Below are 21,986 nucleotides of genomic sequence, written 5' to 3'. Positions count from 1 at the left end.
GCGTCGGCGGCTCACCGGCACCGTCCCAGTGCGCGCTCAGCCAGTCCCGCACGATCTGCTTGTCGAAGCTCGCCATGCGCTCGGCCGGGGTCTCGCCGGTGCGCCAGGCCGCGGCATCCCAATAGCGCGACGAATCGGGGGTCAGCACCTCGTCCGCGAGCGTCATCACGCCGTTCGCGTCGAGGCCGAACTCGAACTTCGTGTCCGCGAGGATCAGTCCGCGCTCCTCCGCCGCTGCGGCCGCGCGGCCGTAGACCTCGAGCGAGAGGGCGCGCAGCGTCTCGGCGTTCTCGACCCCGACGAGCTCGATGGTGCGCTCGAAGGTGATGTTCTCGTCGTGCTCGCCGAGCGGCGCCTTGTACGCGGGCGTGAAGATGGGCTCGGGCAGCCGGTCGCCGTTGGTCAGACCCGCCACGATCGGGATGCCGCACACCGTGCCCGACTGCCGGTACTCCGCCCAGCCCGACCCGGTGAGATAGCCGCGCACGACGCACTCGATCGGCTGCATGTCGAGGGCGGCGACCACCATCGCGCGGTCGGCGACCGCCGCCGGGGGCTCGTCTCCCGTGAGGTGATTCGGGATGCCGCGCCCCCCGTCGCCGCCCGCGAGGCGGTCGAACCACCACAGGCTCAGCTGCGTCAGCACGGCGCCCTTCCCGGGGATGCCCGGCTCGAGCACATGGTCGAAGGCGCTCACCCGATCGCTCGCCACGACGAGGAGGCGGGAGGCCGCGGCATCCGCTGCCGTGTCGTCGGGCACATACAGGTCGCGGACCTTGCCGGAGTACACGTGTCGCCAGCCGGGGAGTGCGGGGGTGCTCGTCACCCGCCCATTATCGCGGGCGCGCCCGTCACGCGTCGGCGATGAGGCGCTTGCCGGTCACCGTCACGTCGACGCGTTCGTATCCGAGCGCATCGTAGAAGCCCAGCACCTGCTCGTTGCCGGCGCGCACCATGAGCTGCACCTTCGGACAGCCGAGAGCGGTGAGACGGGACTCGGCCTCGGCGACCAGCGCGCGGCCGATGCCCTCGCCACGGTTCCGGGGGCTGGTCGCGAGGTACGACAGCCACCCACGGTGCCCGTCGTAGCCCGCCATCACCGTCCCGACGATCGCATCGTCGTCCGCGGCGACGAGCAGCAGGTCGGGCCACAGCGTGCGTGCACGTTCGATGTCGCGGCGCGGGTCGTTCCAGGGCCGCGTGAGCCCGCTCTCCTCCCACAGTGCGACGACGGCCTCGATGTCGGCGGGCCGCAGGGGTCGGATGTCGCGGGGCATGCCCCGAGGCTAGCGGGGGCTCACTCGGTGAGTTCGTCGACGAACGCGAAGGCTTCTCCGACCGCGGCGTCCCAATGCGCGAGTTCGGCGACATCGAGCACCGCCCACTCCCGCATCGGCCGCCCTCGCATCGCCATGCGTGTGCCCCAGCCCTCTGCGGAGATCTCGTCCACGCGGGCCTCGGGGAGTTTGAGGATGAGGCCGCCGTCGAACCCGACGAAGGCGAACACCTTGCCCCTCACGCGCAGACCCTCGGAGCCGAACATGCGCCCGATGTCGACCCCGTCGCGCGCGAGATAGCGCTGGGCGATGGGGTCGAATGCCTCGTGGGCGCGGTCGCGCGCGGCGTGATCGACCATGCGCACATCGTAGGGCGCGGATGTCGGTGCCCCCGAGCACGATCTTTCCGGAGCGGCTTCCGATGCCGCCGGCGGGGTATATAGTCCACATGGACTAATCAACTCGGAGTAATCATGTCGGACCACGTCGATCGCCTCAGCCCCATGGGGGTCATGGTGCTCGCTCTGTTGCGCGAAGGCCCGATGCATCCCTACGAGATGATGCGGCTGCTGCGCGAGCGACGCGAAGACCGCCTCCTCACACTCGCGAACGGCACGCTCTACCACGCGGTGGCCAAGCTCGCCGCCGCCGAGCTGATCGTCGAGACCGGTGTCGACCGCGACGGCAACCGCCCCGAGCGAACCACGTACGCCCTCACCCCCGAAGGGGACGAGACGGTCGCAGCCTGGGTGCGTCGCGAGCTTCCCCGCATCGACCGGCCCGCCTCGTTCCGCATCGCGCTCGCCGAGGCCCACAACCTCGACCGCACCGAGACCGTCGCGCTGCTGCGTGAGCGCCGCGCCGCGCTCGAGGCCGAGGCCGACGACATCGCCCGCATGCGCTGCGATGCCGACGCCCGCGGGTCCGAGCCCCAATACCTCGTCGAGATCGTGCGGCAGCAGGCGCTGCTCACCGCCGACCTCGCCTGGATCGACCGACTCCTCGACGACCTGGTCACCCAGGCCTACCCGTGGGGCGTGCACGCGTCCGCGTGAGCCCCGACCCCCCGCATCCTCTTCGCCAGAAAGGCACCCCGTGAGCCAGACCTCCACCGGAGCGACCCGCACCCCCGCGGCCGCCCACCCGCGCAGCCCGTGGCCCGCGCTGTGGGCCCTCATCATCGGCTTCTTCATGATCCTGGTCGACACCACGATCGTCTCCGTCGCCAACCCCGCCATCAAGGCGGCGCTCGATCCCGCGACCTCCAACCTCGACAACGTCGTGTGGGTCACGAGCGCCTACCTGCTCACCTACGCCGTGCCGCTGCTGATCACCGGACGTCTCGGCGACCGATTCGGCCCGAAGAACATCTACCTCATCGGTCTCGCCGTCTTCACGCTCGCCTCGGTCGGCTGCGGACTGTCCACGACCCTTCCGATGCTCATCGCGATGCGCGCCGTGCAGGGCCTCGGCGCGGCCCTGGTCACGCCGCAGACCATGGCCGTCATCACGCGCACCTTCCCGCCGAACCAGCGCGGTGCCGCCATGGGCCTGTGGGGCGCGACGGCCGGTGTGGCCATGCTCGTCGGCCCGCTCGCCGGCGGCCTGCTCGTCGACGGCCTCGGCTGGGAGTGGATCTTCTTCGTCAACCTGCCGGTCGGCATCATCGGCTTCGTCATGGCCGTCATCCTCGTGCCGAAGCTGCCCACCCACCCCCACAAGTTCGACCTCGTCGGGGTCGTGCTGAGCGCCGCCGCGCTGTTCCTCATCGTCTTCGGCCTGCAGGAGGGGGAGAGCTACGACTGGAACGGCTGGATCTGGACGATGATCGCCGGGGGCGTGGTGCTTCTCGTCCTCTTCGTGTGGACCCAGGCGCGCACCAAGAGCGAGCCGCTCGTGCCGCTCGGGCTGTTCCGGGATCGCAACTTCTCCGCCGCCAACCTCGGCATCGCCGCCGTCGGCTTCACCGTGACGAGCATGTCGCTGCCGCTGATGTTCTTCTACCAGCTCGCCCTCGGGCGAACGCCGACCGAGTCGGCGCTGCTGCTCATCCCCATGGCGCTGTTCGCGGGCGGTCTCGCGCCGGTCGCCGGTCGTCTCCTCGACCGCATCGACCCGCGCCTCATGCTCGTTCCCGCCCTGCTCGCGGTCGCCGGATCCCTCGTCTGGTACGCCCTCATCATGAAGCCCGACACCCCGGTGTGGGCATTCCTGCTGCCCTCGGCGCTCATGGGTATCGGCAACGCGGGAATGTGGGGGCCGCTCGCCACCTCGGCGACCCGCAACCTGCCGCCCCGCCAGGCGGGCGCCGGCGCGGGCATCTACAACACCACCCGCACGATCGGCTCGGTCATCGGCTCCGCCGCGGTCGCCGCCTTCATGCAGGGGCGGCTCCAGGACAACCTTCCCGGAGCGGGCTCGCACACGGGCGACTTCACCGCCGGCGCCCTCCCGAGCATGATCGCGGGACCGTTCGCGACGGCGATGGCGCAGACGATGATCCTGCCGATCGTGGTGATCTTCGTCGCGGTGATCGCCGCGCTGTTCCTGCGCAAGGTACCGGCGCCGACCTACGGCGCGGGCGCTCCCGCCGGCGAGCCTGCTGCCTCGGCCGGCGGCCACTGACCCGACACCACGAGGCCCGCACCCCGATCAGGGTGCGGGCCTCGTGGTGTGCAGGGGCGGATGCCGCGGCTCAGTGCTCCACGACGCGCGCGGCGATGTCGGTGCGGTACTGGCCGCCGTCGAGCTCGATGCGGGACAGGGCGTCGTAGGCGCGCTCCCGCGCCTCGCCGAAGGTGGATCCGAGCGCGACCACGTTGAGCACGCGACCCCCGGTGGCGATGAGTCCCTGCTCGGTGTCGGCAGTCGCGGCGTGCGCGACGTGGACGCCGTCGACGGCGTCGGCGGCGTCGAGCCCGCGGAGAGCGCGTCCGGTCTGCGGGGCATCCGGGTAGCCCTCGCTCGCCAGCACGACCGTCACCGCGACCGCGTCGGCGAAGGCGGGCTTCGGCTGGTCCTCGAGCGTGCCGGATGCCGCGGCCAGCAGCAGCCGCGACAGCGGATCGATGAGGCGCGGCAGCACGATCTGGGTCTCGGGGTCGCCGAAGCGTGCGTTGAACTCGATGACCTTCACGCCCGCCTCCGTGATGATGAGGCCCGCGTAGAGGAGCCCGATGAACGGGGTGCCCTCGGAGTCGAGCTGACGGATGACGGGCTCGGCGACGTCCCGGGTCACGAGCTCGACGAACTCCTCCTCGCCACCGAAGCGCTCCGACAGCCAGGGGAGGGGCGAGTAGGCGCCCATGCCGCCGGTGTTCGGGCCTTCGTCGCCGTCGCGCAGACGCTTGAAGTCCTGGGCGGGGGAGAGCGGCAGCACGTGGTCGCCGTCGCTGAGGAAGAAGAGCGACACCTCGGGTCCGTCGAGGAACTCCTCGACGAGCACCGGTCCCGACGGCAGGTAGCGGGCGGCGTGGGCGAGGGCGGCCTCGCGGTCGCTCGTCACGATCACGCCCTTGCCGGCGGCGAGCCCGTCGGCCTTGACGACGTGGGGGGCGCCCAGATCGTCGAGCGCCGCGGCGGTCGACGCCAGATCGTGCGCGCGGATCGCCCGCCCGGTCGGCACGCCCGCGGCATCCATGATGCGCTTCGCGAACGCCTTCGAGCCTTCGAGCTGGGCGGCAGCGCGGCTCGGGCCGAAGACGGGGATGCCGCGCTCGCGCACCGCGTCGGCGACGCCGGCGACGAGCGGCGCCTCGGGGCCGATCACCACGAGGGCGATGTCGTGCTCGAGTGCGAAGGCGGTGACGGCCGCGGGGTCGACCGGGTCGAGGTCGACGAGGGCGGCGTCGCGGGCGATGCCGGCGTTGCCGGGGGCCGCGAAGATGACGTGCTCCTCGTCCTCCGAGCGCAGCGAGAGGATGATGGCGTGCTCGCGCGCGCCCGAGCCGAGGACGAGGATTCTCACCCGGTCAGCCTACCGACGGGCTACCGTCGAGCTGTGCCCCCGAAGATCGACACCGGCGACGGCCGGGCCGCCCTCGCGGCGGTCGCCGCGACCGACGCGCCGGCCCGCGCCGATCTGGCGACGGCGGTGCGCTACCTGCTGCAGCTGCTCCTCGAGAAGGCGCCCGGGCACACGGTCGAGGTGCGGGTGCCGCCGTTCGGGGCCGTGCAGGTCATCGAGGGTCCGCGGCACACGCGCGGCACGCCGCCGAACGTCGTCGAGACCGACGCGCGCACCTGGATCGCCCTCGCGACGGGCCAGCGGTCGTGGGCGGATGCCGCGGCCGCCGGCCTCATCGTCGCGTCGGGCGTGCGCGCCGACATCTCCGATCTGCTGCCGCTGCGCCCCTGAGCCGCGGCGCTCCGCCGCGCGCGGCACTGGAAGGCACGCCGCGCGCCGCGCGGAACCCCGCCCGCCGCGCGGCGTGCCTTCTCACCGGCGTCGCGGCACGAGCACAGGCATGCCGGCGGCGTCGGTCAGGCGATCGACCGGCTGCCCGTAGACCTCGCTCACCCGCTCCGGGGTGAGCACGTCGGCGGCGCTCCCGGTCGCAACGACGCGCCCCGCGGCGAGCAGGGTGACCGTGTCCGCATAGGCGAGCGCCGCGTTGAGGTCGTGCAGCACGACGACCACGGCGTCGCCCGCCCGGGCTCGATCCCTCGCGATGCGCAGCACGTCCTCCTGGTGGCGCAGGTCGAGCGCCGCGGTCGGCTCGTCGAGCAGCAGCACATCCGCGCGTTGCGCGAGCACGCGCGCGAGCCCCACCCGGGCGCGTTCGCCGCCCGAGAGCGAGGTCACGACGCGGTCGGCGAGGTGGGTCACATCGGTGGCGGCGAGTGCCTCGGCGATCACGTCGTCATCCTCGGATGCCGCGGCGCTCCCCTGCCACGGAGCGCGACCCATCGCCACCACCTCCCGGGCGCGGAACGCGAACGACACCGTGTTCTGCTGCAGCAGCACGGCCCGGCGCCGGGCGAGCGCTCGAGACCCGAGACGGTCGAGCGGGGTGCCGTCGAGCGTGACCGCGCCGGCGGATGGCCCGATGTCGCCGGCGAGCACGCCGAGCAGGGTCGACTTCCCCGCGCCGTTCGGGCCGACGAGGGCGTGGAAGGTGCCGGGGCGCACTGCGAGGTCGACGTCGGCGAGCAGAGACGTCGCACGCCCGGCGATCTGCACGTGCACGCCCGCGGCGCGCAGCATCCGTTCGGTCATCCCCAGCCCCCCGCCTGCCGACGCGTGCGCACGAGGAGCCAGAGGAAGAACGGCCCTCCGACGAGGGCGGTGAGCATGCCGATCGGCAGGTCCGCGAGAGGCACCGCGGTGCGCGCGATGAGGTCGGCGATCGCGAGCAGCAGGGCGCCGCCCAGTGCGCTCGCAACCGTGAGGCGCAGATGGCCGGGGCCGATGAGCATGCGCATGAGGTGCGGGACGACGAGCCCGACGAAGCCGATGATGCCCGCGAACGACACCGCCGCGCACACCAGCACGGCGACGACCACGATCACGAACAGCCGCAGCGCCTCGACGCGCACCCCGAGATGGCGCGCCGTGCGCTCGCCGAGGGCGAGCAGGTCGAGGCGCCGAGCCACCACGATCGTCGCGACGACACCGGCGATCACGAGCGGGGCGACGAGCGCGATGCTCGACCAGAGCGCGCCGTTCAGGCTGCCGAGCTGCCAGAAGACGATCTGCTCCCGGGTCGACGACGTGCCGAGGAAAGTGAGCAGAGCGAGGCCGGCGCCGCCGATCGCGTTGATCGCGATGCCGGTGAGCAGCAGGGTCACGACTTCTGTGCGCCCACCCGACCGGCTGATGGCGTACACGGCGAGCACGGCGGCGAGTCCGCCGACGAAGGCGAGTGCGGGAGTCGTCCACGTGCCGAGCACGCTGAGCCCGAAGGTGAGGCTGGCCGCGGCGCCGAGGGCTGCGCCGGACGAGACGCCGACCACTCCGGCGTCGGCGAGCGGATTGCCGAAGATGGCCTGCATCGCGACACCCGAGACGGCGAGGGCCGCGCCCACGAGCACGCCGAGCACGATGCGCGGCAGGCGCACGCTCGTGACGACTCCGGCGGCGGGGGAGGGGGCGGCATGCCCGGAGAGCGCATGCCAGAGCGCCTCGACCACCTGCATCGGGCTGAGAGGGTACTGACCCGCCCCGAGCGAAATGACGAGGGTGACCAGGAGCGCGACGGCGAGCACGACGACGGTGGTCGCGAAGCGCCCGCGGCCCGCGCGTGCGGGCGCCGGCAGCACGGTCTCGCCGCTCATGAGGCGGGGGTTGCGCTCGCGCCGGCACCCGGGGCGTCGTCGCCGGGAGTGCGCAGCGCCGCGGCGAGCGCGCGCACCACGTCGGCGGAGTGTGGCCCGAACGCCAGGATCTGCCCGTCGGCCATGTCGACGACCCGGCGGTGCTCTCCGGCGGGCGTCTGCTGCAGGGCCGGCACCCGCTCGAGCAGTCCGTCGATGCCGCCGACTGAGGCGAGCCCGTCGGTCATCATCAGCAGCACGTCGGGCTGCGCGGCGGCGAGAGCCTCCGCTGTCATCGGACGCATCCCCTCCCAGCCGATCTCGCCGGCGACGTCGATGCCGCCGATCGCCTCGATGAGGGAGTCGGCGCCGGAGTCCCGGCCGAAGATGTAGTACACGTTCGCGCTGCCGCGCACGTAGAGGAACAGCACGCGGGGGCGGGCGGATGCGGCATCCGTCGCCGCGACCTCGGCCTGCGCCGCCGCGACGTCCGCCGTCAGCCGTGCCGCGAGGGCGGAGCCCCGGCTCGGCACCCCGAGAGCGCGCGCGATCTCGTCGGTGAGAGCCGCCGTGCCGTCGAGCCTCCGCTCGGATGAGATCACGACGACCGCGATGCCGGCGTCGCGCAGCTGCTGGCGCACCTCCTTCGGGCCGATCGTCGTGTCGGTGAGCACGACCGTCGGCGCGAGGGACAGGATCGCCTCCGCGTTGAGCGTGTGGCCGCCCTGCGTGACGACGGGCAGGTTCTCCGCGCCCGGAAAGGTCGTCGACGAGTCACGGCCGACGACGTGGTCGCCGAGTCCGAGTCCGAAGACGGTGGCGGCGATCGTGCCGGAGATGTCGATAGGCAGGATGCGTTCGATCGAGGCGACGGTGACGCTCCGGTCCTCGGCGTCGACGACGGTCGTGGGCAGCACGGCCGCGGTCTGATCGGCGACCGGGGTGATTGCCCGGTCATCGAGGCAGGCGGTGGTGACGCCGGTGAGGCCGCGCGCGTCGACGACGGCGGCGGCCGATGCCGGGGTGTCGCAGGTCGCTGATGCCGTGCTTCCGGCGCTCGCGCACGCGGTGAGGGTGATCGCGAGGGCCGTGGCAGCGAGCGCAGCCGACGTCGAACGGATGCGGTGAGAGAGGCTCATATTTAGGCAAGGCTAACCTAAAACTTGACGATCTCTCAGCGGGACCTCTAGCGTGCAAGGGAGGTTAGGTCACCCTAACTCGTTCCTTCCCATCCCGATCCGCGCCGTGTCCCGGCGCCCGCAGGAGCATGCCGTGAGTTCCCTCGCACCACCCCGTTCTCCCCGTCCCGTCATCGCGTCCGTGGTCGCGATGCTGCTCGTGATCATGGGCCTCGTCGTGCCGACGCAGCTCGCCGTCGCGGCCGATTCGCCCACGCTGTCGGCCGGTCTCGTCCCGCGCGCCGGCGGTGCCGTCACCGTGACCGGTTCCGGCTTCAGCTCCGCATCCCCCGGGCTCTACCTGGGCGTTCGAGCGGAGGGCGCATCGAGCGACACCTTCACCGTCTGGCTCGACGTCGCGAACACCGACGGCGACCTTCCCGGCCTGGGTCGCACGGCGCCGATGAACGCCGACGGATCCTTCCAAGTGGATGTCACGGTGCCCGCCGCGACGGACGGCACGTCCTACGTGCTGTTCGCCCGCAAGGCTCACGGCATCCCTGACGCGTCGCAGCGGGTCACGCAGTCCTTGACCTACGCGCCGGTGCCCGCGACCCCGTCGCTGACCGTCTCTCAGACCTCCGGTCTCGACCCGCAGGGCCAGACCCTCACGGTCATCGCCAGCGGCTACGACGGTTCCGCCGTCTCCCGCTACGGGGCCGGCAAGGCGGGCTTCTACATCCAGGTCGGCTGGCTCGCGCCCACGTGGCGCCCGTCCGAGGGTGCCCTGTCGTCGGCGCGCTCGAACGCCGCATCGACGTGGGTCGCCGACGCCGCCAACTCGTTCGCCCCCACGAAATGGACGGTCGCCGCCGACGGCACCGTCGGAGCCGAGTGGACCGTCGACGTGACCCAGGCCGCGCTCGACGCCGTCAAGATCGAGGGCGGCAGCCTGGCCGTCTTCACCGTCGGCGCCGGCGGCGTCGTGCAGGCCGCGGCCGAGCGGGCGGTGCCGATCACCTTCGCGCCCGATCGGCGGGCTGCGGCATCCGTCACCTCTGCCACGGCCGATCAGGGCCTCGCCGTGCATGTCGACGCGACCGGGCTCGGCTCGGTCTCCGGCGCGTACGTCGCACTCATCGAGAAGGGAACCGAGGCGGATGTCACCGCTTCCGACGGCTCCGCAGCGATGACGTGGGCGCGCGGCATCACCGGCGGCGTGCTGAGTACCGACCTGATCGCGCCCGCCGCAAAGCTCGACCCCGCGCTCGACTACGAGGTCATCGTGTGGCAGCAGCACACCCTCCCGTCGGCGGGCACCCTGTACGCCCGCGCCGACCTGGCCGTCACCGAGGCTCAGTGGCAGCAGGTCTTCCCCGGCACCCCGACCCCGACCGACACGCCCACGCCGAACCCGACGTCGTCCCCGACGCCCACACCAACGCCGACGCCGACCGCCCCCGCCCCCGAGACGGTGGCCGGCGGATCGCTCTCATGGCCGATCTCGTCGAGCTTCACGCGCTACGTGACCGGTCCGATCGCCCACGGCAGCGTGATCGTGTCGGGAGGCGCGACCCTGAGTGACGGCGTCTACCGCTTCGGTCAGGCCGCAGGCAGCACGTTCGACGGCTCGATGGGAACCGTCTCGTACGTCGGCTCGGTGCGATACGTCGGGCACGGGGGCATCTTGGACGTCACCGTCGCCAACCCGCAGATCCGCCTGACGTCGGCGACCGCGGGCGCCCTCGTGGTCACCTCGGGCGGTCGGGAGGTCGTCTTCGCCACCCTCGAGCTCGCGGGCGCCACCCGCACCGAGGCGAGCGGCGCCGTCACCTACGCCGGTGTGGCGGCGACCCTCACCGACGCCGGCCGCACACAGGTGTTCGGCGGGAACGCCACCACGCTCGACCCGCTCACCTTCACCGTCGGCGCGGCGGCGGCGGCGCCTGCGGGCGCGACGGGCACGGTCGCGACCGCGTCGAGTGCGGTCCGCACCACCCGATCGATCCCGGCGACCCCGCCGGCGACCACGGGCATCGAGCTCGACGAGGCGACCCTCGCCGCGCTGCAGTCCGGTGACCGCGTGACCGTCACGGCGAGCGGCTTCCAGTCGGGCGAGACCGGCATCTCGATCGTCGTCTACTCGACGCCGACGCTGCTCGACACGGTGGCGGCGGATGCCTCGGGCACCGCCACCTGGACCGGCACGCTGCCGGCGACCCTCGCCGACGGCGCACACACGCTGACGTTCCAGGGGTCGGTGAGCCGCGGCATCCCGTTCACCCTCACCCGCGCCGTCGCGACAGCGCTCGGCACCTGCCAGGCGACCGCCGCGACGCTCGACTGGGGCGTCAAGGAGTCGTTCCGCACCTACATCGAGGGTATCGCCGCCGGCGGCTGGCAGCTCGAGGGCGTGACCTACGCCTACCCGGTGTTCTCGTGGGCCACGGGCACCGGCGCCGTCGACCCCGAGGCGCTGGTCGGCACGGTCATGTTCGGCGGCAGCGTCCGGTTCACAGGTCACGGCGGCGCTCTGGACACGACGCTCGCGAACGCGCGGATCGAGTTCGCCGGAGACGTCGGCTATCTCGTGTTCGACGTGACCGGCACGACCCAGGCCGGTGAGGCCGTGGCGCAGCACGACGTGCGGTTCGCCCAGTTCGCCCTGACCCCGTCGGTGCGGGACGCAGCCGGCATCACCCTGACGGATGCCGCCACCACCCTCACCCCTGCGGGCGCAGCGGCGTTCGGCACGTACTCGGCCGGGGAGCAGCTCGATCCGGTGTCGGCGTCGATCGCCCTGCCGTCCGGGTGCGCGGCCGCGGCGCAGTCCTCGAGCGGGTCGGGCGCAACCGAGGTCACGGCCGCGGGCGCCGAGCTCACCTCCGATGACACCGCGCTCGTGTGGCCGTGGTTCGTGGGCGGCGGCGTGCTGCTCGCGGCCGCCGTGCTCGCCGCGGTGCTGGTGGTGCGGCGCCGCCGGGCCTGAGCCCCGGTCGGTCAGCCGGCCGGTCGGTCCGCCGCACCGTCGCGCGCTGGCGCACGGGGGCCGAGGTGTCGGGGGGGTCGCTCACGTCTCCATTGTCGCACCGTGCCGTCTCACCGACATCGCCGCGCGCTGTGCGGTTCCCGCCGCGGAAGCCGCGCGGCGACCACGGTGCGACAATGGAGACGTGAGCGACACCCCCGACACCTCGGCCCCCGTGCGCCAGCGCGCGACGGTGCGGCGCGCGCCGAAGTTCACGGTCTTCCTCGTGATCGGCGCGGCGGTCGGGCTCGTGGCCGCGATGGTGCTGACCTTCGCGTTCCACGGTGCGGACGAGACGAGCGTGACGGGCGTCACCTACACGCAGCTGCAGGTCTTCGGCTTCCTGCTGCTCGTGTGCGTGGCCGTCGGCGTGCTGCTGGCGCTGCTGGTCGCTGTGGTGCTCGATCGCACCGTCGGCCGCCGGGTCGTCGAGGTCGAGGTCGAGCGCGACCGCATCCGCATCGAGGAGTGACGCGCCCGGTCACGCCAGGTCGGCGATGATCGGGTGCAGCGCCGAGTCGAACGCCACCACGTCGTCGCGCAGCCCGTCGGTCACCGCGATCGTGAGTGAGCCGATCCACCACACGCCGCGCTGAGCCAGCGGTAGCACCTGCACGTTCAGTTCGAACGAGTGGGCGGGGCGGCCCACCTGCCGCTCGTGATCGGCGATCGCGCTGCGGTACGCCCGCGCCGACGCGCGCGGGGTGGCGGCGGCATCCGCACGATACGACTCGTGTGCACGCTCGGCGTACGCGAGCGCCGGCCGCGCGTGCGGGGCGATGTGCTGGCGCAGCTCGTCGGCTCCCTCGATCGGCAGGGCGACGAGCGTCTCGAATCCGCCGACCAGCGCGAGGGGAACGGGCGACGGATGCGCCTGCGGCTCGACCGTCATGGCCCAGAACGCGCGCCACTGCCGTTCGAGGGTCTGCTGCAGGTCGGCGTCGCGGGCGGGGTCGGCGAGAGGGATGCCGCGCAGCACCGGCAGCTCGTCAGGGGAGCGGAGCCCCAGCACCTGCCTCAGATAGAGGGCGAGGAGAACCGGGCGTCCGGCATCCTCACGGACCACCCACTGCGCATCCCCGGCGCTCATGGCGCCAGTGTAGGGCGGAGGTGCGCGCGTCGCGGGTAGGCTGGGCGCGTGGTCGATTCCCCGCGCAATCCGTATTCCGAGGCCGGTGTCGATACGGCGGCGGGTGACCTGGCGGTCGAGCTCATGAAGTCCGCCGTCAAGCGCACGCACGGACCCGAGGTGCTCGGCGGTGTCGGCGGGTTCGCGGGGCTGTTCGACGCCTCGGCGCTCACGGGCTACACGCGCCCGCTGCTCGCCTCCAGCACCGACGGCGTCGGCACGAAGGTCGCGATCGCGCAGGCCATCGACAAGCACGACACCATCGGCCAGGATCTCGTCGGCATGGTCGTCGACGACATCGTCGTGGTCGGTGCGAAGCCGCTGTTCATGACCGACTACATCGCGTGCGGCAAGGTCTTCCCCGAGCGCATCGCCGACATCGTGCGCGGCATCGCGCACGGCTGCGCCGAGACCGGCACGGCCCTGGTCGGCGGCGAGACCGCCGAGCACCCGGGGCTGCTCGGCATCGGTGACTACGACGTGGCGGGCGCGGCGACCGGAGTGGTCGAGGCCGATCGCGTGCTCGGCTACGAGCGCGTGCAGTCCGGCGACGTCGTGCTCGCGCTCGGCTCGAGCGGACTCCACTCGAACGGCTTCTCGCTCGTGCGCCACATCGTCGCGCGTGCGGGCATCCAGTACGGCGACAACGCCGCCGACTTCGGCACGACGTGGGGTGAGGCGCTTCTCGAGCCGACCCGTCTCTACACGACGCCGCTGCTCGGCCTCATCGACGCGTTCGGCGACCGCATCCATGCGCTCAGCCACGTCACCGGCGGCGGCATCGCCGCCAACCTCGCCCGGGTGCTGCCCCGGTCGACCTGGGTCGAGCTCGACCGCTCCACCTGGTCGCCCGCGCCCGTCTTCCGTGTGCTCGCCGACCTCGGCCAGCTCGACCTCGTCGAGACCGAGGGCACCTGGAACCTCGGCATCGGCTTCCTCGCGATCGTCTCGGCCGACAAGGCGGATGCCGCGGCATCCGCTCTCATCGATGCCGGCATCCCCACGTGGCAGGTCGGCGTCGTGCGCGACGGCGCCCTGCCCGACGGCCACTTCGAGCATGGCGCCAAGGGGGTCGACGGCGGCTCGGTCCGTCTCGTCGGCGCTTACGCCGGCGGCCCCGCCACCCACCTCACCCCCGGAGCGAAGTAACACCTCTATGTGCGGCATCGTCGGCATGGTCGGCCAAGGGCTGGTCAATCAGGAGATCTATGACGCCCTGCTGCTGCTGCAGCACCGTGGGCAGGACTCGACGGGCATCGCCACCGCCGAGCGCAGCGGCGTCTTCCATCAGGTGAAGGCGCGCGGGCAGGTGCGCGAGGCCTTCCGCACCCGCGACATGCGGTCGCTGCTGGGCGAGATCGGGCTCGGTCATGTGCGCTACGCGACGAAGGGCACCGCGTCGAGCGAGGAGGAGGCGCAGCCGTTCTACGTGAACGCCCCCTACGGCATCGTGCTCGTGCACAACGGCAACCTCACCAACACGCGTGAACTGACCGACGAGCTGTTCCACAAGGACCGCCGGCACCTCAACACGAGCTCCGACACCGAGCTGCTCGTGAACGTGCTCGCCGGCGAGCTGCAGCAGGTCATCTCGGGGCTCGAGCTCGACCCCGACCAGATCTTCGAGGCGGTGAGCCGCGTGCACCGCCGCGTCGAGGGCTCGTACGCCACGATCGCTCTCATCGCCGGGTATGGTCTCCTCGCGTTCCGCGACCCGTTCGGCATCCGCCCGCTGATCATCGGCACCCGCCAGGCCGCCAACGGCCGCTACGAGTGGATCGTGGCATCCGAGTCGCTCGTGCTGGAGAACGCCGGCTTCGAGGTCGTGCGCGACGTGCTGCCGGGGGAGGCCGTGTTCATCGACCTCGAGGGCACGCTGCACACGCGGCAGTGCGCCGAGCAGGCCACGCTCTTCCCGTGCTCGTTCGAGTACGTCTATCTCGCGCGTCCCGACTCGATCATGAACGGCATCTCGGTCTACGAGACGCGCCTGCGCATGGGCGACCGTCTGGCCGACACCATCGCGAAGTACACCCCGGCCGGCACGATCGACGTGGTCATGCCGATCCCCGACTCGTCGCGTCCCGCGGCGATGCAGGTGGCCCGCAAGCTCGGCATCGAGTACCGCGAGGGCTTCTACAAGAACCGCTACATCGGCCGCACGTTCATCATGCCCGGCCAGGCGGTGCGCAAGAAGAGCGTGCGCCAGAAGCTCAATGCGATGTCGAGCGAGTTCAAGGGCAAGAACGTGCTGCTGGTCGACGACTCGATCGTGCGCGGCACGACGAGCAAGGAGATCATCCAGATGGCGCGCGACGCGGGCGCGAAGAGCGTGACGTTCGCATCGGCCGCGCCGCCGGTGCGCTACCCGCACGTCTACGGCATCAACATGCCCTCCCGCCACGAGCTCGTCGCCCACGGCCGCACGATCCCCGAGATCGCCAAGGAGCTCGGCGCCGACTACATGGTCTACCAGGAGATCGACGACCTGAAGGCGGCGATCCTCGAGGGCTCCGACGTCGAGGATCTCGACATGAGCTGCTTCGACGGCCGCTACGTCACGGGCACGGTCAGTGAGGAATACCTGGCCTGGGTCGAGGGCACGCAGACGTCCTGAGGGCGGTCGTCGCGAGCGGATGCCGCGTGCCCGCGTCGGCGCCACGTGGCGGGTGAGAGCGGGTCGGGCTCAGGCCTTCTCGTTGTCGAAGGCGTCTTCCTCTTCGAGCTCGTCCTCGTCGTCGTACTCGTCGGCCCACTTGTCGACGTACTGGTCGCCCTCGTCGCTGGGATGCCCGAGCTCACGCTCCAGCGCGGCGTAGTTCACGCTCGGGCTGTACGACTTGAGCTCACGGGCGATCTTGGTGTGCTTCGCCTTTTGACGGCCACGCCCCATGCGAGACCCCCTCACGATCTGAGAAGCGGGCTTCGAGGGGCCCGACGTATCCACGAGTCCGGCTGAGGAGCCGGGAAGAATAGCACTCAGAATAACACGGCGCATCGCCCCGCCTCCGTGCAGGGTGCGGGGCGATGCGCACGGTGTCGCCATGGTGCCGGACGCCGGGGTGCGGCATCCGAGAACCGCAGCGGCACTCAGCGCCGCAGGGCCCGGGTCAGCTCCCGCGCGGCCTCGTCGAGTGCGCGCTCCACCTCGTCGACCACGGTCGCGGCGAGCTCCCCGCCGCGCGCGACGTGGGTGCGGGCGTCGGCGCGCACCTGGGCGCGGAACTCGTTCACCACGACGTCGAGTCGGCGCACCTGCTCGCGGCTGTCGGCGCGGTCGTCGGGCTCGGTCACGAACGATCGCGGGGTGTGGCTGCGCTGGTCGGCCTTGGCCGCCGCGAGGTCGGCGCGCAGGCTCTTCATCGCGTCGCGCACGCTGCCGCGCACCTCTTCGGCGATGAGGCGCACCGAGTCCGACAGGTGCGCCTCGATGCCGTCGAGGTCGCCCCGGCGGGATGCCACTTCGGCGCGTCCGGCGTCGGTGATCTCGTAGACGGTCTTGCGTCCGTCGACGGTCTTGGTGACGAGCCCCTCCTCCTCCAGCTTCGACAGCCGCGGATAGATGGTTCCGGCGCTTGGCGTGTAGGTACCGCCGGTGCGGTCGGCGAGGGCCTGCATGAGGTCGTAGCCGTGTCGGGGGGACTCGTCGAGCAGGTTCAGCAGGTAGAGGCGCAGGTCGCCGTGGGAGAAGACCGCGGGAGTCATCGGGCACCGTCCTCAGGGGAGAGCGCCGCGTCGGGGGTGTGGCGCAGCAGCGTGACGTCGCCCGAGACCGAGTTGACGCGCACGTCGGCGAACGAGCCGCTGAGCTCGCCGATCGATCCGGTGAAGTTCACGCCCGGGCCGTTGCCGCGATGCACGATGCCGTCGAGCTGCACCTTCCCGCTGACACTGCGCAGCACGTAGTTGACGGCGAGGTCGGGGTCCAGACGCACGGTCGCGTCGCCCGACACCGTGTTGAAGCCGATCTGATGCACCGGGCCGGTCGAGTCGAACAGCAGCGCGCCCGACACGGTGTCGACGTCGGCCTTGGTGATGACGCCCGTCGCGGCGACGTCGCCCGACACGCTGTTGGCGCCGAGTCGACCTTCGAGCCCGCGCACCTGGACGTCGCCCGACACCGCGTTGAGGGTGAGCGATCCGGTGTGGCCGTCGACGATGATGTCGCCCGAGACGGTGTTGAGACGCGCGTCGCGCTGGAGGCCGGCGACGAGAGCGCTCGCGTTGACGACGCCGAGGGTGAGCGCGATGTCGCGGGGGACGGCCACGCTGATCTCGGCCTTGGGGCCGCCCGAGCCGAAGTTGCGGAACACCTCGAGGAAGTTGTCCCACCGCAGCTGGGGGTGGTCGATCTCGACGCGGTCGCCGTCGACCTCGACCCGGAGGTCTTTGACGGTGACGCCGTGCACCTCGATGCGCACGGTCGGCTCGTCGTGGGCGACGATGTCGACCTCGCCGCCCACGAGCCCCACCTTGAGGGCGGTCGCGGATGCGATGTCGATGACCCGGGTCTCGCCCGGGTGGATGAGCCACTTCTCAGGGGTCATGTCGTTCTCCTGGTTCGATGAACGCGATATATCGCGTGCTGTGACGATAACACGATATATCGCGTTTGCGTAAGCGCTGATCGAGAATCGGATGTCGCGGGCTTGACCTTGACGCGGCGTCAATCCCTACGCTCGAACCCGACGCCGACGGACATCCTCGCCGGCGCCGCACCCCGACGAACGGAGACCGCATGCGCAGCATCACGGACGTCACCCGCATCGCCGGCGTCACGAGCCGCACCCTGCGGCACTACGACGCGATCGGACTCCTGCCGGCGTCCTCGACAACCGCCGCCGGCTACCGCCTGTACGACGACGCCGCGCTCGTGCGCCTGCAGCGCATCCTGCTGCTGCGGGAGCTCGGGCTGCCGCTCTCCGACATCGCTGCCGCGCTCGACCGCGACGCCGACACGGCCACGGCGCTCGAGGTCCACCTCGACGCCATCGAACGCCGGCAGGAGCGGCTGCGGCGACAGGCGGCATCCGTCACCCACACCATCCACGCACTCCGGAGAGGAGAACGGCTCATGGCCGAGAACATGTTCGACGGGTTCGCCCACGAGGAGCACCGCGAGGAGGTCGAGCGGCGCTGGGGCGCGGATGCCTACGCCCGCAGCGACGCGTGGTGGCGCGGCATGAGCGCCGACGATCGCGCCGCGTGGCAGGAGCGCTCCCGCGCGCTGCAGTCCGACTGGCGCGCCGCGGCGATCGCCGGGGAGGATCCGTCCGGCGACGACGCGCAACGCCTCGCCGACCGTCACGTCGCCTGGCTGTGCGCGATTCCCGGCACGCCCGCGGGCGACGGCGGCGACGTACGCGCCTACGTGCGCGGCCTCGGCGACATGTACGTCGCCGATCCGCGTTTCGCCGCGAACTACGGCGGCGTCGACGGTGCGACGTTCGTGCGCGACGCGCTTCGCATGTGGGCCGATCGCGCCGACACGTGATGCCCGGACACAAAAGGATGCCGCGGCAGAAAGCCGCGGCATCCGCTCTCCTTGGGGGGACGGAGAGTCGACGGCGCGCGCACCCGAAACGCGCGACGTCCGGGGGAAGCGTCAGGCCTTGCGGCCGCCGATGACCCTCAGCAGGAATGCGATGAGCGCGATGACGCCCACGATCAGCGCGACCCACAGCAACCAGCTGAGGGCGGCGTTCAGTCCGCTGACGATCGCCACCACGATGGCGATGACGATGATGAGAACCAGGGCGATGTTCATGGATCCTCCGGTGGGTCGGCGCGAGGGGTCTCCTCGCAGAGGCGCACGACGGCGCACGCCCAGAGTGGCATCACGCCCCGCCCGCCGGCCCAGGCTTGACGACGCCCGCGCCCCGGTGCTAGCGCGGCCGTCGGCGGTGACGGATGCCGCGGCCGCGACCGGCAGCATCCCTCAGTCATACAGAAGGATCGGCGTGCGATACTGACCCCGATACAGACGTGTATCGGCCGGACTCCGGCATCCGTCAACGATCACGAAGGCCGACCGTGTCGCACCTCGCCGTCCTCAGCCTCAAGAACCGCGCTCTGATCGCCCTCGTCACCATCGTCGTGGCGATCTTCGGTGGCATCGCGCTCACGAGCCTCAAGCAGGAGCTCATCCCCTCCGTCGAGTTCCCGCAGCTCGCGATCGTCTCGAGCTACCCCGGGGCATCGCCCGAGGTCGTCTCGAACGATGTCTCGACCCCGATCGAGACGGCGATCCAGGGGGTGCCCGGTCTCGAGTCCTCGAGTGCGACCAGCACCGCCAACTCGTCGATCGTGCAGGCGTCGTTCACGTACGGCACCGACCTCACCACCGCCGAGCAGAAGGTCTCGCTCGCGATCGACCGCATCAAGAGCACGCTGCCCAGCGGCGTCGACCCGAGTGTGGTGACCGCGAGCGTGTCCGACTTCCCCGTCATCCAGGTCGCGGTGTCGGGATACTCCGACGAGGCGGCAGCCCAGGCGCGCCTCGAGTCGGTCATCGCGCCCAAGCTGCAGCAGCTTGCGGGTGTGAACGCCGCCCAGATCGTCGGCGGGCGGGCCCAGCAGGTCACGATCGTCCCCGATCCGGCAAAGCTCGCCGCACACGGCTACACGCAGACCGCCGTCAAGGACGCCCTGTCGCAGAACGGCATCCTCTTCCCCGGCGGAACGATCACCGAGGGCGACCAGACCCTCACGGTGCAGACCGGCACCAAACTGACGTCGGTCGATCAGATCACCGCACTCCCGCTCGTGCCCACGACCGCGCCGCAGCTGCTGAAGGGCGCTGTCACGATCGGCGACGTCGCCACCGTCACGCTCGGCCAGGCGCCGATCACCTCGATCTCCCGAGTGAACGGTGAGCCGTCCCTCACGATCGCGATCACGAAGCTCCCGTCCGCGAACACCGTCGACGTCTCCCGCGAGGTGCGCGACGCGCTGCCGGATCTCACCACCCAGCTCGGCGGCGGCTCGTTCACCGTCGTCTTCGATCAGGCGCCGTTCATCGAGCAGTCGATCCAGTCGCTCGCCGAAGAGGGACTGCTCGGACTCGTGTTCGCGGTCGTGGTGATCCTGCTGTTCCTGCTGTCGGTGCGCTCGACGCTCGTCACGGCCATCTCGATCCCGACGAGCGTGCTCATCACCTTCATCGGCATCCAGGCGTTCGGGTACTCGCTCAACATCCTGACCCTCGGTGCGCTGACGATCGCGATCGGCCGCGTCGTCGACGACTCCATCGTCGTCATCGAGAACATCAAACGTCACTACGTCGGCGATGCCGAGAAGCTCCCCTCGATCATCAAGGCGGTGCGCGAGGTCGCGACCGCGGTGAGCGCCTCGACGCTCACCACCGTGGCCGTCTTCCTGCCGATCGCCTTCGTCGGCGACATCACCGGCGAGCTGTTCCGCCCCTTCGCGCTCACGGTCACCCTGGCGATGGTCGCCTCGCTCTTCGTGGCGCTGACCATCGTGCCGGTGCTGGCGTACTGGTTCCTGCGGCCGGGCAAGCCCGTGACGGATGCCGCGGGCGCCCCGATCGACCCCGAGCACGTGGATGCCCCGCCCACCCGCCTGCAGAAGGCGTACCTGCCGATCATCCGCTGGACGCTGAGGCACTCCTGGGTGACACTGCTCATCGCCGTGCTCGTGCTGGTCGGCACCGGCGGGCTGGCGCCGCTCATGAAGATCAACTTCTTGGGCGACTCCGGTCAGAACACGCTCACGGTGACGCAGTCGCTCGGCAACGCGGCCAGCCTCGACTCCGAGGACGCCGCAGCGAAACAGGTCGAGCAGGCGCTGAAGGGCGTCAGCGGCGTCCAGACGGTGCAGACCTCGATCGGCTCGAGCGGGTCGTCGTTGCGCGACGCCTTCTCGGGCGGCGGGTCAGGCGTGACCTACTCGATCACCACCGACGCCTCGGTCGATCAGGTCGATCTGCGCACCCGCGTGGAGTCGACGCTGTCGGCGCTTCCGAACGTCGGCACCGTGCAGGTGCAGGCGTCGGGCGGCGGGTTCACGTCGAGCAACATCGAGATCGACATCACCGCACCGGATGAGTCCTCGCTGCAGCAGTCGAGCGACGCGCTCGTGAAGGCCGTGCAGGGGAAGGCGGGCATCGGTCAGATCTCCAGCAACCTGTCCGCCTCGCTGCCCTTCATCGCCGTCACGGTCGACCGTGCGAAGGCCGCCGCGGCCGGGCTCTCCGAGGTCGCGGTCGGGAGCATCGTCTCGAACACCATGCGTCCGCAGCAGGTCGGCACCGTCGAGCTGAACGGAACCGGCGTGAGTGTCTACCTGCAGGCGAGCGACGTGCCCACGACTGTCGATGCGCTCAAGGCGCTGCAGATCCCGACGGCGGCCGGCGAGGTGCGCCTCGACTCGCTCGCCACTGTCGCGCAGAGTCAGGGCCCGGTCTCGATCACGACCGACCGTGGCCAGCGCACCGCGGCGATCACCATCACGCCGTCGACCGACAACCTGGCGACAGCGACCGCGAGCGTCAACACCGCGCTCAAGGACACCGTGCTGCCCAGTGGCGCGACCGCCACGATCGGCGGTGTCGCCTCCGATCAGTCGTCGGCGTTCTCGCAGCTCGGGCTCGCGCTGCTCGCGGCGATCCTCATCGTCTACATCGTCATGGTCGCGACCTTCAAGTCGCTGCGTCAGCCGCTGCTGCTGCTGGTGTCGGTGCCGTTCGCCGCGACCGGTGCCATCATCCTGCAGGTCGTCACGGGCGTGCCGCTCGGTGTCGCGTCTCTCATCGGCGTGTTGATGCTCATCGGCATCGTCGTGACGAACGCGATCGTGCTCGTCGACCTCGTCAACCAGTACCGCGAGAAGGGTCTCTCGGCCCACGACGCCGTCATCGCCGGCGGCTCGCGGCGTCTGCGCCCGATCCTCATGACGGCGCTCGCGACGATCTTCGCGCTGACCCCGATGGCGCTCGGCATCACCGGGCACGGCGGGTTCATCTCGCAGCCGCTCGCGATCATCGTGATCGGCGGGCTCGTGTCGTCGACGCTTCTCACCCTGCTCGTGCTGCCGACGCTCTACAACCTCGTCGAGGGTGCCAAGGAGCGTCGTCAGGCGCGTCGGGCGGCGAAGACCTCGGCCGTGGCGGAGGCGAGCCCCGCGCACTGACCGGACGAGTGGCGCGGCGCCGGCTC

21 protein-coding genes are annotated in these 21,986 nt (G+C 71.3%); 9 read left to right on the top strand and 12 right to left on the bottom strand.

The window, feature by feature from the left end; all coding sequences use genetic code 11:
* From ABT08_RS03310 to ABT08_RS03300, 3 genes are all read right to left on the bottom strand, one after another.
* Positions 1-826, bottom strand: an 826-nt coding sequence (locus ABT08_RS03310) for a phosphoribosylaminoimidazolesuccinocarboxamide synthase (protein ID WP_288113984.1), incomplete at its 3' end; no start/stop codon positions are given.
* Positions 827-851: 25 nt separating this feature from the next.
* Positions 852-1,277, bottom strand: a complete 426-nt coding sequence (locus ABT08_RS03305; RefSeq protein ID WP_056206256.1) for a GNAT family acetyltransferase — start codon at positions 1,275-1,277, stop codon at positions 852-854.
* Between the two features lie 20 nt (positions 1,278-1,297).
* A complete protein-coding gene (locus ABT08_RS03300) occupies positions 1,298-1,636 on the bottom strand; it encodes a hypothetical protein (RefSeq protein WP_056206259.1) in 339 nt (112 codons plus the stop codon).
* A 114-nt stretch (positions 1,637-1,750) separates the two neighbouring features.
* Between ABT08_RS03300 and ABT08_RS03295 the strand changes: the two genes are divergently transcribed.
* Entirely contained in the window at positions 1,751-2,332 is a 582-nt protein-coding gene (locus tag ABT08_RS03295) for a PadR family transcriptional regulator (RefSeq protein WP_056206260.1), read from the top strand.
* Between the two features lie 136 nt (positions 2,333-2,468).
* Positions 2,469-3,902: a DHA2 family efflux MFS transporter permease subunit gene (locus tag ABT08_RS03290; protein WP_156454804.1), complete on the top strand. Its 1,434-nt coding sequence runs from the start codon at positions 2,469-2,471 to the stop codon at positions 3,900-3,902.
* Positions 3,903-3,972: 70 nt separating this feature from the next.
* On the opposite strand, the gene purD is transcribed toward ABT08_RS03290, so the two are convergent.
* Positions 3,973-5,244: a phosphoribosylamine--glycine ligase gene (gene purD, locus ABT08_RS03285; protein ID WP_288113983.1), complete on the bottom strand. Its 1,272-nt coding sequence runs from the start codon at positions 5,242-5,244 to the stop codon at positions 3,973-3,975.
* A gap of 33 nt (positions 5,245-5,277) precedes the next feature.
* Between purD and ABT08_RS03280 the strand changes: the two genes are divergently transcribed.
* On the top strand, positions 5,278-5,634 hold the full coding sequence (locus tag ABT08_RS03280) for a sterol carrier family protein (RefSeq protein WP_045247582.1): 357 nt from the start codon (positions 5,278-5,280) through the stop codon (positions 5,632-5,634).
* Between the two features lie 81 nt (positions 5,635-5,715).
* On the opposite strand, the gene ABT08_RS03275 is transcribed toward ABT08_RS03280, so the two are convergent.
* Genes ABT08_RS03275 through ABT08_RS03265 form a run of 3 tightly spaced genes read right to left on the bottom strand, consistent with a single transcriptional unit; the run spans position 5,716 to position 8,671 of the window.
* Positions 5,716-6,495 carry a heme ABC transporter ATP-binding protein gene (locus tag ABT08_RS03275; RefSeq protein WP_288113982.1) on the bottom strand — a complete coding sequence of 260 codons (780 nt, stop codon included), beginning with the start codon at positions 6,493-6,495 and terminating at the stop codon, positions 5,716-5,718.
* Positions 6,492-7,553 (bottom strand): FecCD family ABC transporter permease, encoded by a 1,062-nt coding sequence (locus tag ABT08_RS03270; protein WP_288113981.1) that lies wholly within the window; start codon positions 7,551-7,553, stop codon positions 6,492-6,494. Before ABT08_RS03270 ends, ABT08_RS03275 begins: the two co-directional genes overlap by 4 nt.
* Positions 7,550-8,671, bottom strand: coding sequence for a heme/hemin ABC transporter substrate-binding protein (locus tag ABT08_RS03265; RefSeq protein WP_235557464.1), 1,122 nt, complete (start codon positions 8,669-8,671; stop codon positions 7,550-7,552). The genes ABT08_RS03270 and ABT08_RS03265 overlap by 4 nt, the downstream gene beginning before the upstream one ends.
* Positions 8,672-8,804: 133 nt before the next feature.
* On the opposite strand from ABT08_RS03265, the gene ABT08_RS03260 reads away from it, so the two are divergent.
* Both ABT08_RS03260 and ABT08_RS03255 read left to right on the top strand, forming a co-directional pair.
* Complete coding sequence (locus ABT08_RS03260) at positions 8,805-11,639, top strand: HtaA domain-containing protein (protein WP_288113979.1); 2,835 nt, start codon at positions 8,805-8,807, stop codon at positions 11,637-11,639.
* A gap of 184 nt (positions 11,640-11,823) precedes the next feature.
* Positions 11,824-12,150, top strand: a complete 327-nt coding sequence (locus ABT08_RS03255; RefSeq protein WP_048809093.1) for a hypothetical protein — start codon at positions 11,824-11,826, stop codon at positions 12,148-12,150.
* A 9-nt stretch (positions 12,151-12,159) separates the two neighbouring features.
* On the opposite strand, the gene ABT08_RS03250 is transcribed toward ABT08_RS03255, so the two are convergent.
* A complete protein-coding gene (locus tag ABT08_RS03250) occupies positions 12,160-12,768 on the bottom strand; it encodes a hypothetical protein (protein ID WP_045247551.1) in 609 nt (202 codons plus the stop codon).
* A 48-nt stretch (positions 12,769-12,816) separates the two neighbouring features.
* Between ABT08_RS03250 and purM the strand changes: the two genes are divergently transcribed.
* Together purM and purF are read left to right on the top strand one after the other, a co-directional pair.
* Positions 12,817-13,956, top strand: coding sequence for a phosphoribosylformylglycinamidine cyclo-ligase (gene purM, locus ABT08_RS03245; protein WP_056206270.1), 1,140 nt, complete (start codon positions 12,817-12,819; stop codon positions 13,954-13,956).
* A 7-nt stretch (positions 13,957-13,963) separates the two neighbouring features.
* The gene (gene purF, locus ABT08_RS03240) at positions 13,964-15,424 is read left to right on the top strand and encodes an amidophosphoribosyltransferase (protein ID WP_056206271.1); all 1,461 of its coding nucleotides are present in this window, start codon (positions 13,964-13,966) and stop codon (positions 15,422-15,424) included.
* Positions 15,425-15,493: 69 nt separating this feature from the next.
* Here purF and ABT08_RS03235 read toward each other — a convergent pair whose 3' ends face one another.
* The 3 genes from ABT08_RS03235 to ABT08_RS03225 all read right to left on the bottom strand — a co-directional run bounded on the left by ABT08_RS03235 (position 15,494) and on the right by ABT08_RS03225 (position 17,354).
* Positions 15,494-15,700, bottom strand: coding sequence for a DUF3073 domain-containing protein (locus tag ABT08_RS03235; RefSeq protein WP_045247548.1), 207 nt, complete (start codon positions 15,698-15,700; stop codon positions 15,494-15,496).
* A 197-nt stretch (positions 15,701-15,897) separates the two neighbouring features.
* The gene (locus ABT08_RS03230) at positions 15,898-16,512 is read right to left on the bottom strand and encodes a PadR family transcriptional regulator (RefSeq protein WP_045247547.1); all 615 of its coding nucleotides are present in this window, start codon (positions 16,510-16,512) and stop codon (positions 15,898-15,900) included.
* Positions 16,509-17,354 (bottom strand): DUF4097 family beta strand repeat-containing protein, encoded by an 846-nt coding sequence (locus ABT08_RS03225; RefSeq protein ID WP_045247546.1) that lies wholly within the window; start codon positions 17,352-17,354, stop codon positions 16,509-16,511. Before ABT08_RS03225 ends, ABT08_RS03230 begins: the two co-directional genes overlap by 4 nt.
* 191 nt (positions 17,355-17,545) lie before the next feature.
* Between ABT08_RS03225 and ABT08_RS03220 the strand changes: the two genes are divergently transcribed.
* A complete protein-coding gene (locus ABT08_RS03220) occupies positions 17,546-18,301 on the top strand; it encodes a MerR family transcriptional regulator (RefSeq protein WP_137877188.1) in 756 nt (251 codons plus the stop codon).
* Positions 18,302-18,412: 111 nt separating this feature from the next.
* Here ABT08_RS03220 and ABT08_RS03215 read toward each other — a convergent pair whose 3' ends face one another.
* Entirely contained in the window at positions 18,413-18,574 is a 162-nt protein-coding gene (locus ABT08_RS03215; protein WP_048809092.1) for a hypothetical protein, read from the bottom strand.
* A gap of 266 nt (positions 18,575-18,840) precedes the next feature.
* On the opposite strand from ABT08_RS03215, the gene ABT08_RS03210 reads away from it, so the two are divergent.
* Positions 18,841-21,960 carry an efflux RND transporter permease subunit gene (locus ABT08_RS03210; protein ID WP_288113976.1) on the top strand — a complete coding sequence of 1,040 codons (3,120 nt, stop codon included), beginning with the start codon at positions 18,841-18,843 and terminating at the stop codon, positions 21,958-21,960.
* The last annotated feature ends 26 nt before the right edge of the window (positions 21,961-21,986 follow it).

The sequence above is a fragment of the Microbacterium sp. SCN 71-21 genome, from assembly GCF_001725695.1.
Taxonomy (GTDB): domain Bacteria; phylum Actinomycetota; class Actinomycetes; order Actinomycetales; family Microbacteriaceae; genus Microbacterium; species Microbacterium ginsengisoli.
Note: the sequence above shows the minus strand (reverse complement) of the source record. Positions and strands in the feature narration are given on the sequence as shown.

Excerpts from the sequence above, each read along its gene's own strand:
- ABT08_RS03300 (WP_056206259.1), bottom strand. The coding sequence starts at position 1,636 with ATGGTCGATCACGCCGCGCGCGACCGCGCCCACGAGGCATTCGACCCC.
- ABT08_RS03250 (WP_045247551.1), bottom strand. The coding sequence starts at position 12,768 with ATGAGCGCCGGGGATGCGCAGTGGGTGGTCCGTGAGGATGCCGGACGC.
- ABT08_RS03220 (WP_137877188.1), top strand. The coding sequence starts at position 17,546 with ATGCGCAGCATCACGGACGTCACCCGCATCGCCGGCGTCACGAGCCGC.
- ABT08_RS03225 (WP_045247546.1), bottom strand. The coding sequence starts at position 17,354 with ATGACCCCTGAGAAGTGGCTCATCCACCCGGGCGAGACCCGGGTCATC.
- ABT08_RS03265 (WP_235557464.1), bottom strand. The coding sequence starts at position 8,671 with ATGAGCCTCTCTCACCGCATCCGTTCGACGTCGGCTGCGCTCGCTGCC.
- ABT08_RS03235 (WP_045247548.1), bottom strand. The coding sequence starts at position 15,700 with ATGGGGCGTGGCCGTCAAAAGGCGAAGCACACCAAGATCGCCCGTGAG.
- ABT08_RS03230 (WP_045247547.1), bottom strand. The coding sequence starts at position 16,512 with ATGACTCCCGCGGTCTTCTCCCACGGCGACCTGCGCCTCTACCTGCTG.
- ABT08_RS03290 (WP_156454804.1), top strand. The coding sequence starts at position 2,469 with ATGATCCTGGTCGACACCACGATCGTCTCCGTCGCCAACCCCGCCATC.
- ABT08_RS03275 (WP_288113982.1), bottom strand. The coding sequence starts at position 6,495 with ATGACCGAACGGATGCTGCGCGCCGCGGGCGTGCACGTGCAGATCGCC.
- purF (WP_056206271.1), top strand. The coding sequence starts at position 13,964 with ATGTGCGGCATCGTCGGCATGGTCGGCCAAGGGCTGGTCAATCAGGAG.
- ABT08_RS03270 (WP_288113981.1), bottom strand. The coding sequence starts at position 7,553 with ATGAGCGGCGAGACCGTGCTGCCGGCGCCCGCACGCGCGGGCCGCGGG.
- ABT08_RS03295 (WP_056206260.1), top strand. The coding sequence starts at position 1,751 with ATGTCGGACCACGTCGATCGCCTCAGCCCCATGGGGGTCATGGTGCTC.
- ABT08_RS03215 (WP_048809092.1), bottom strand. The coding sequence starts at position 18,574 with ATGAACATCGCCCTGGTTCTCATCATCGTCATCGCCATCGTGGTGGCG.
- ABT08_RS03305 (WP_056206256.1), bottom strand. The coding sequence starts at position 1,277 with ATGCCCCGCGACATCCGACCCCTGCGGCCCGCCGACATCGAGGCCGTC.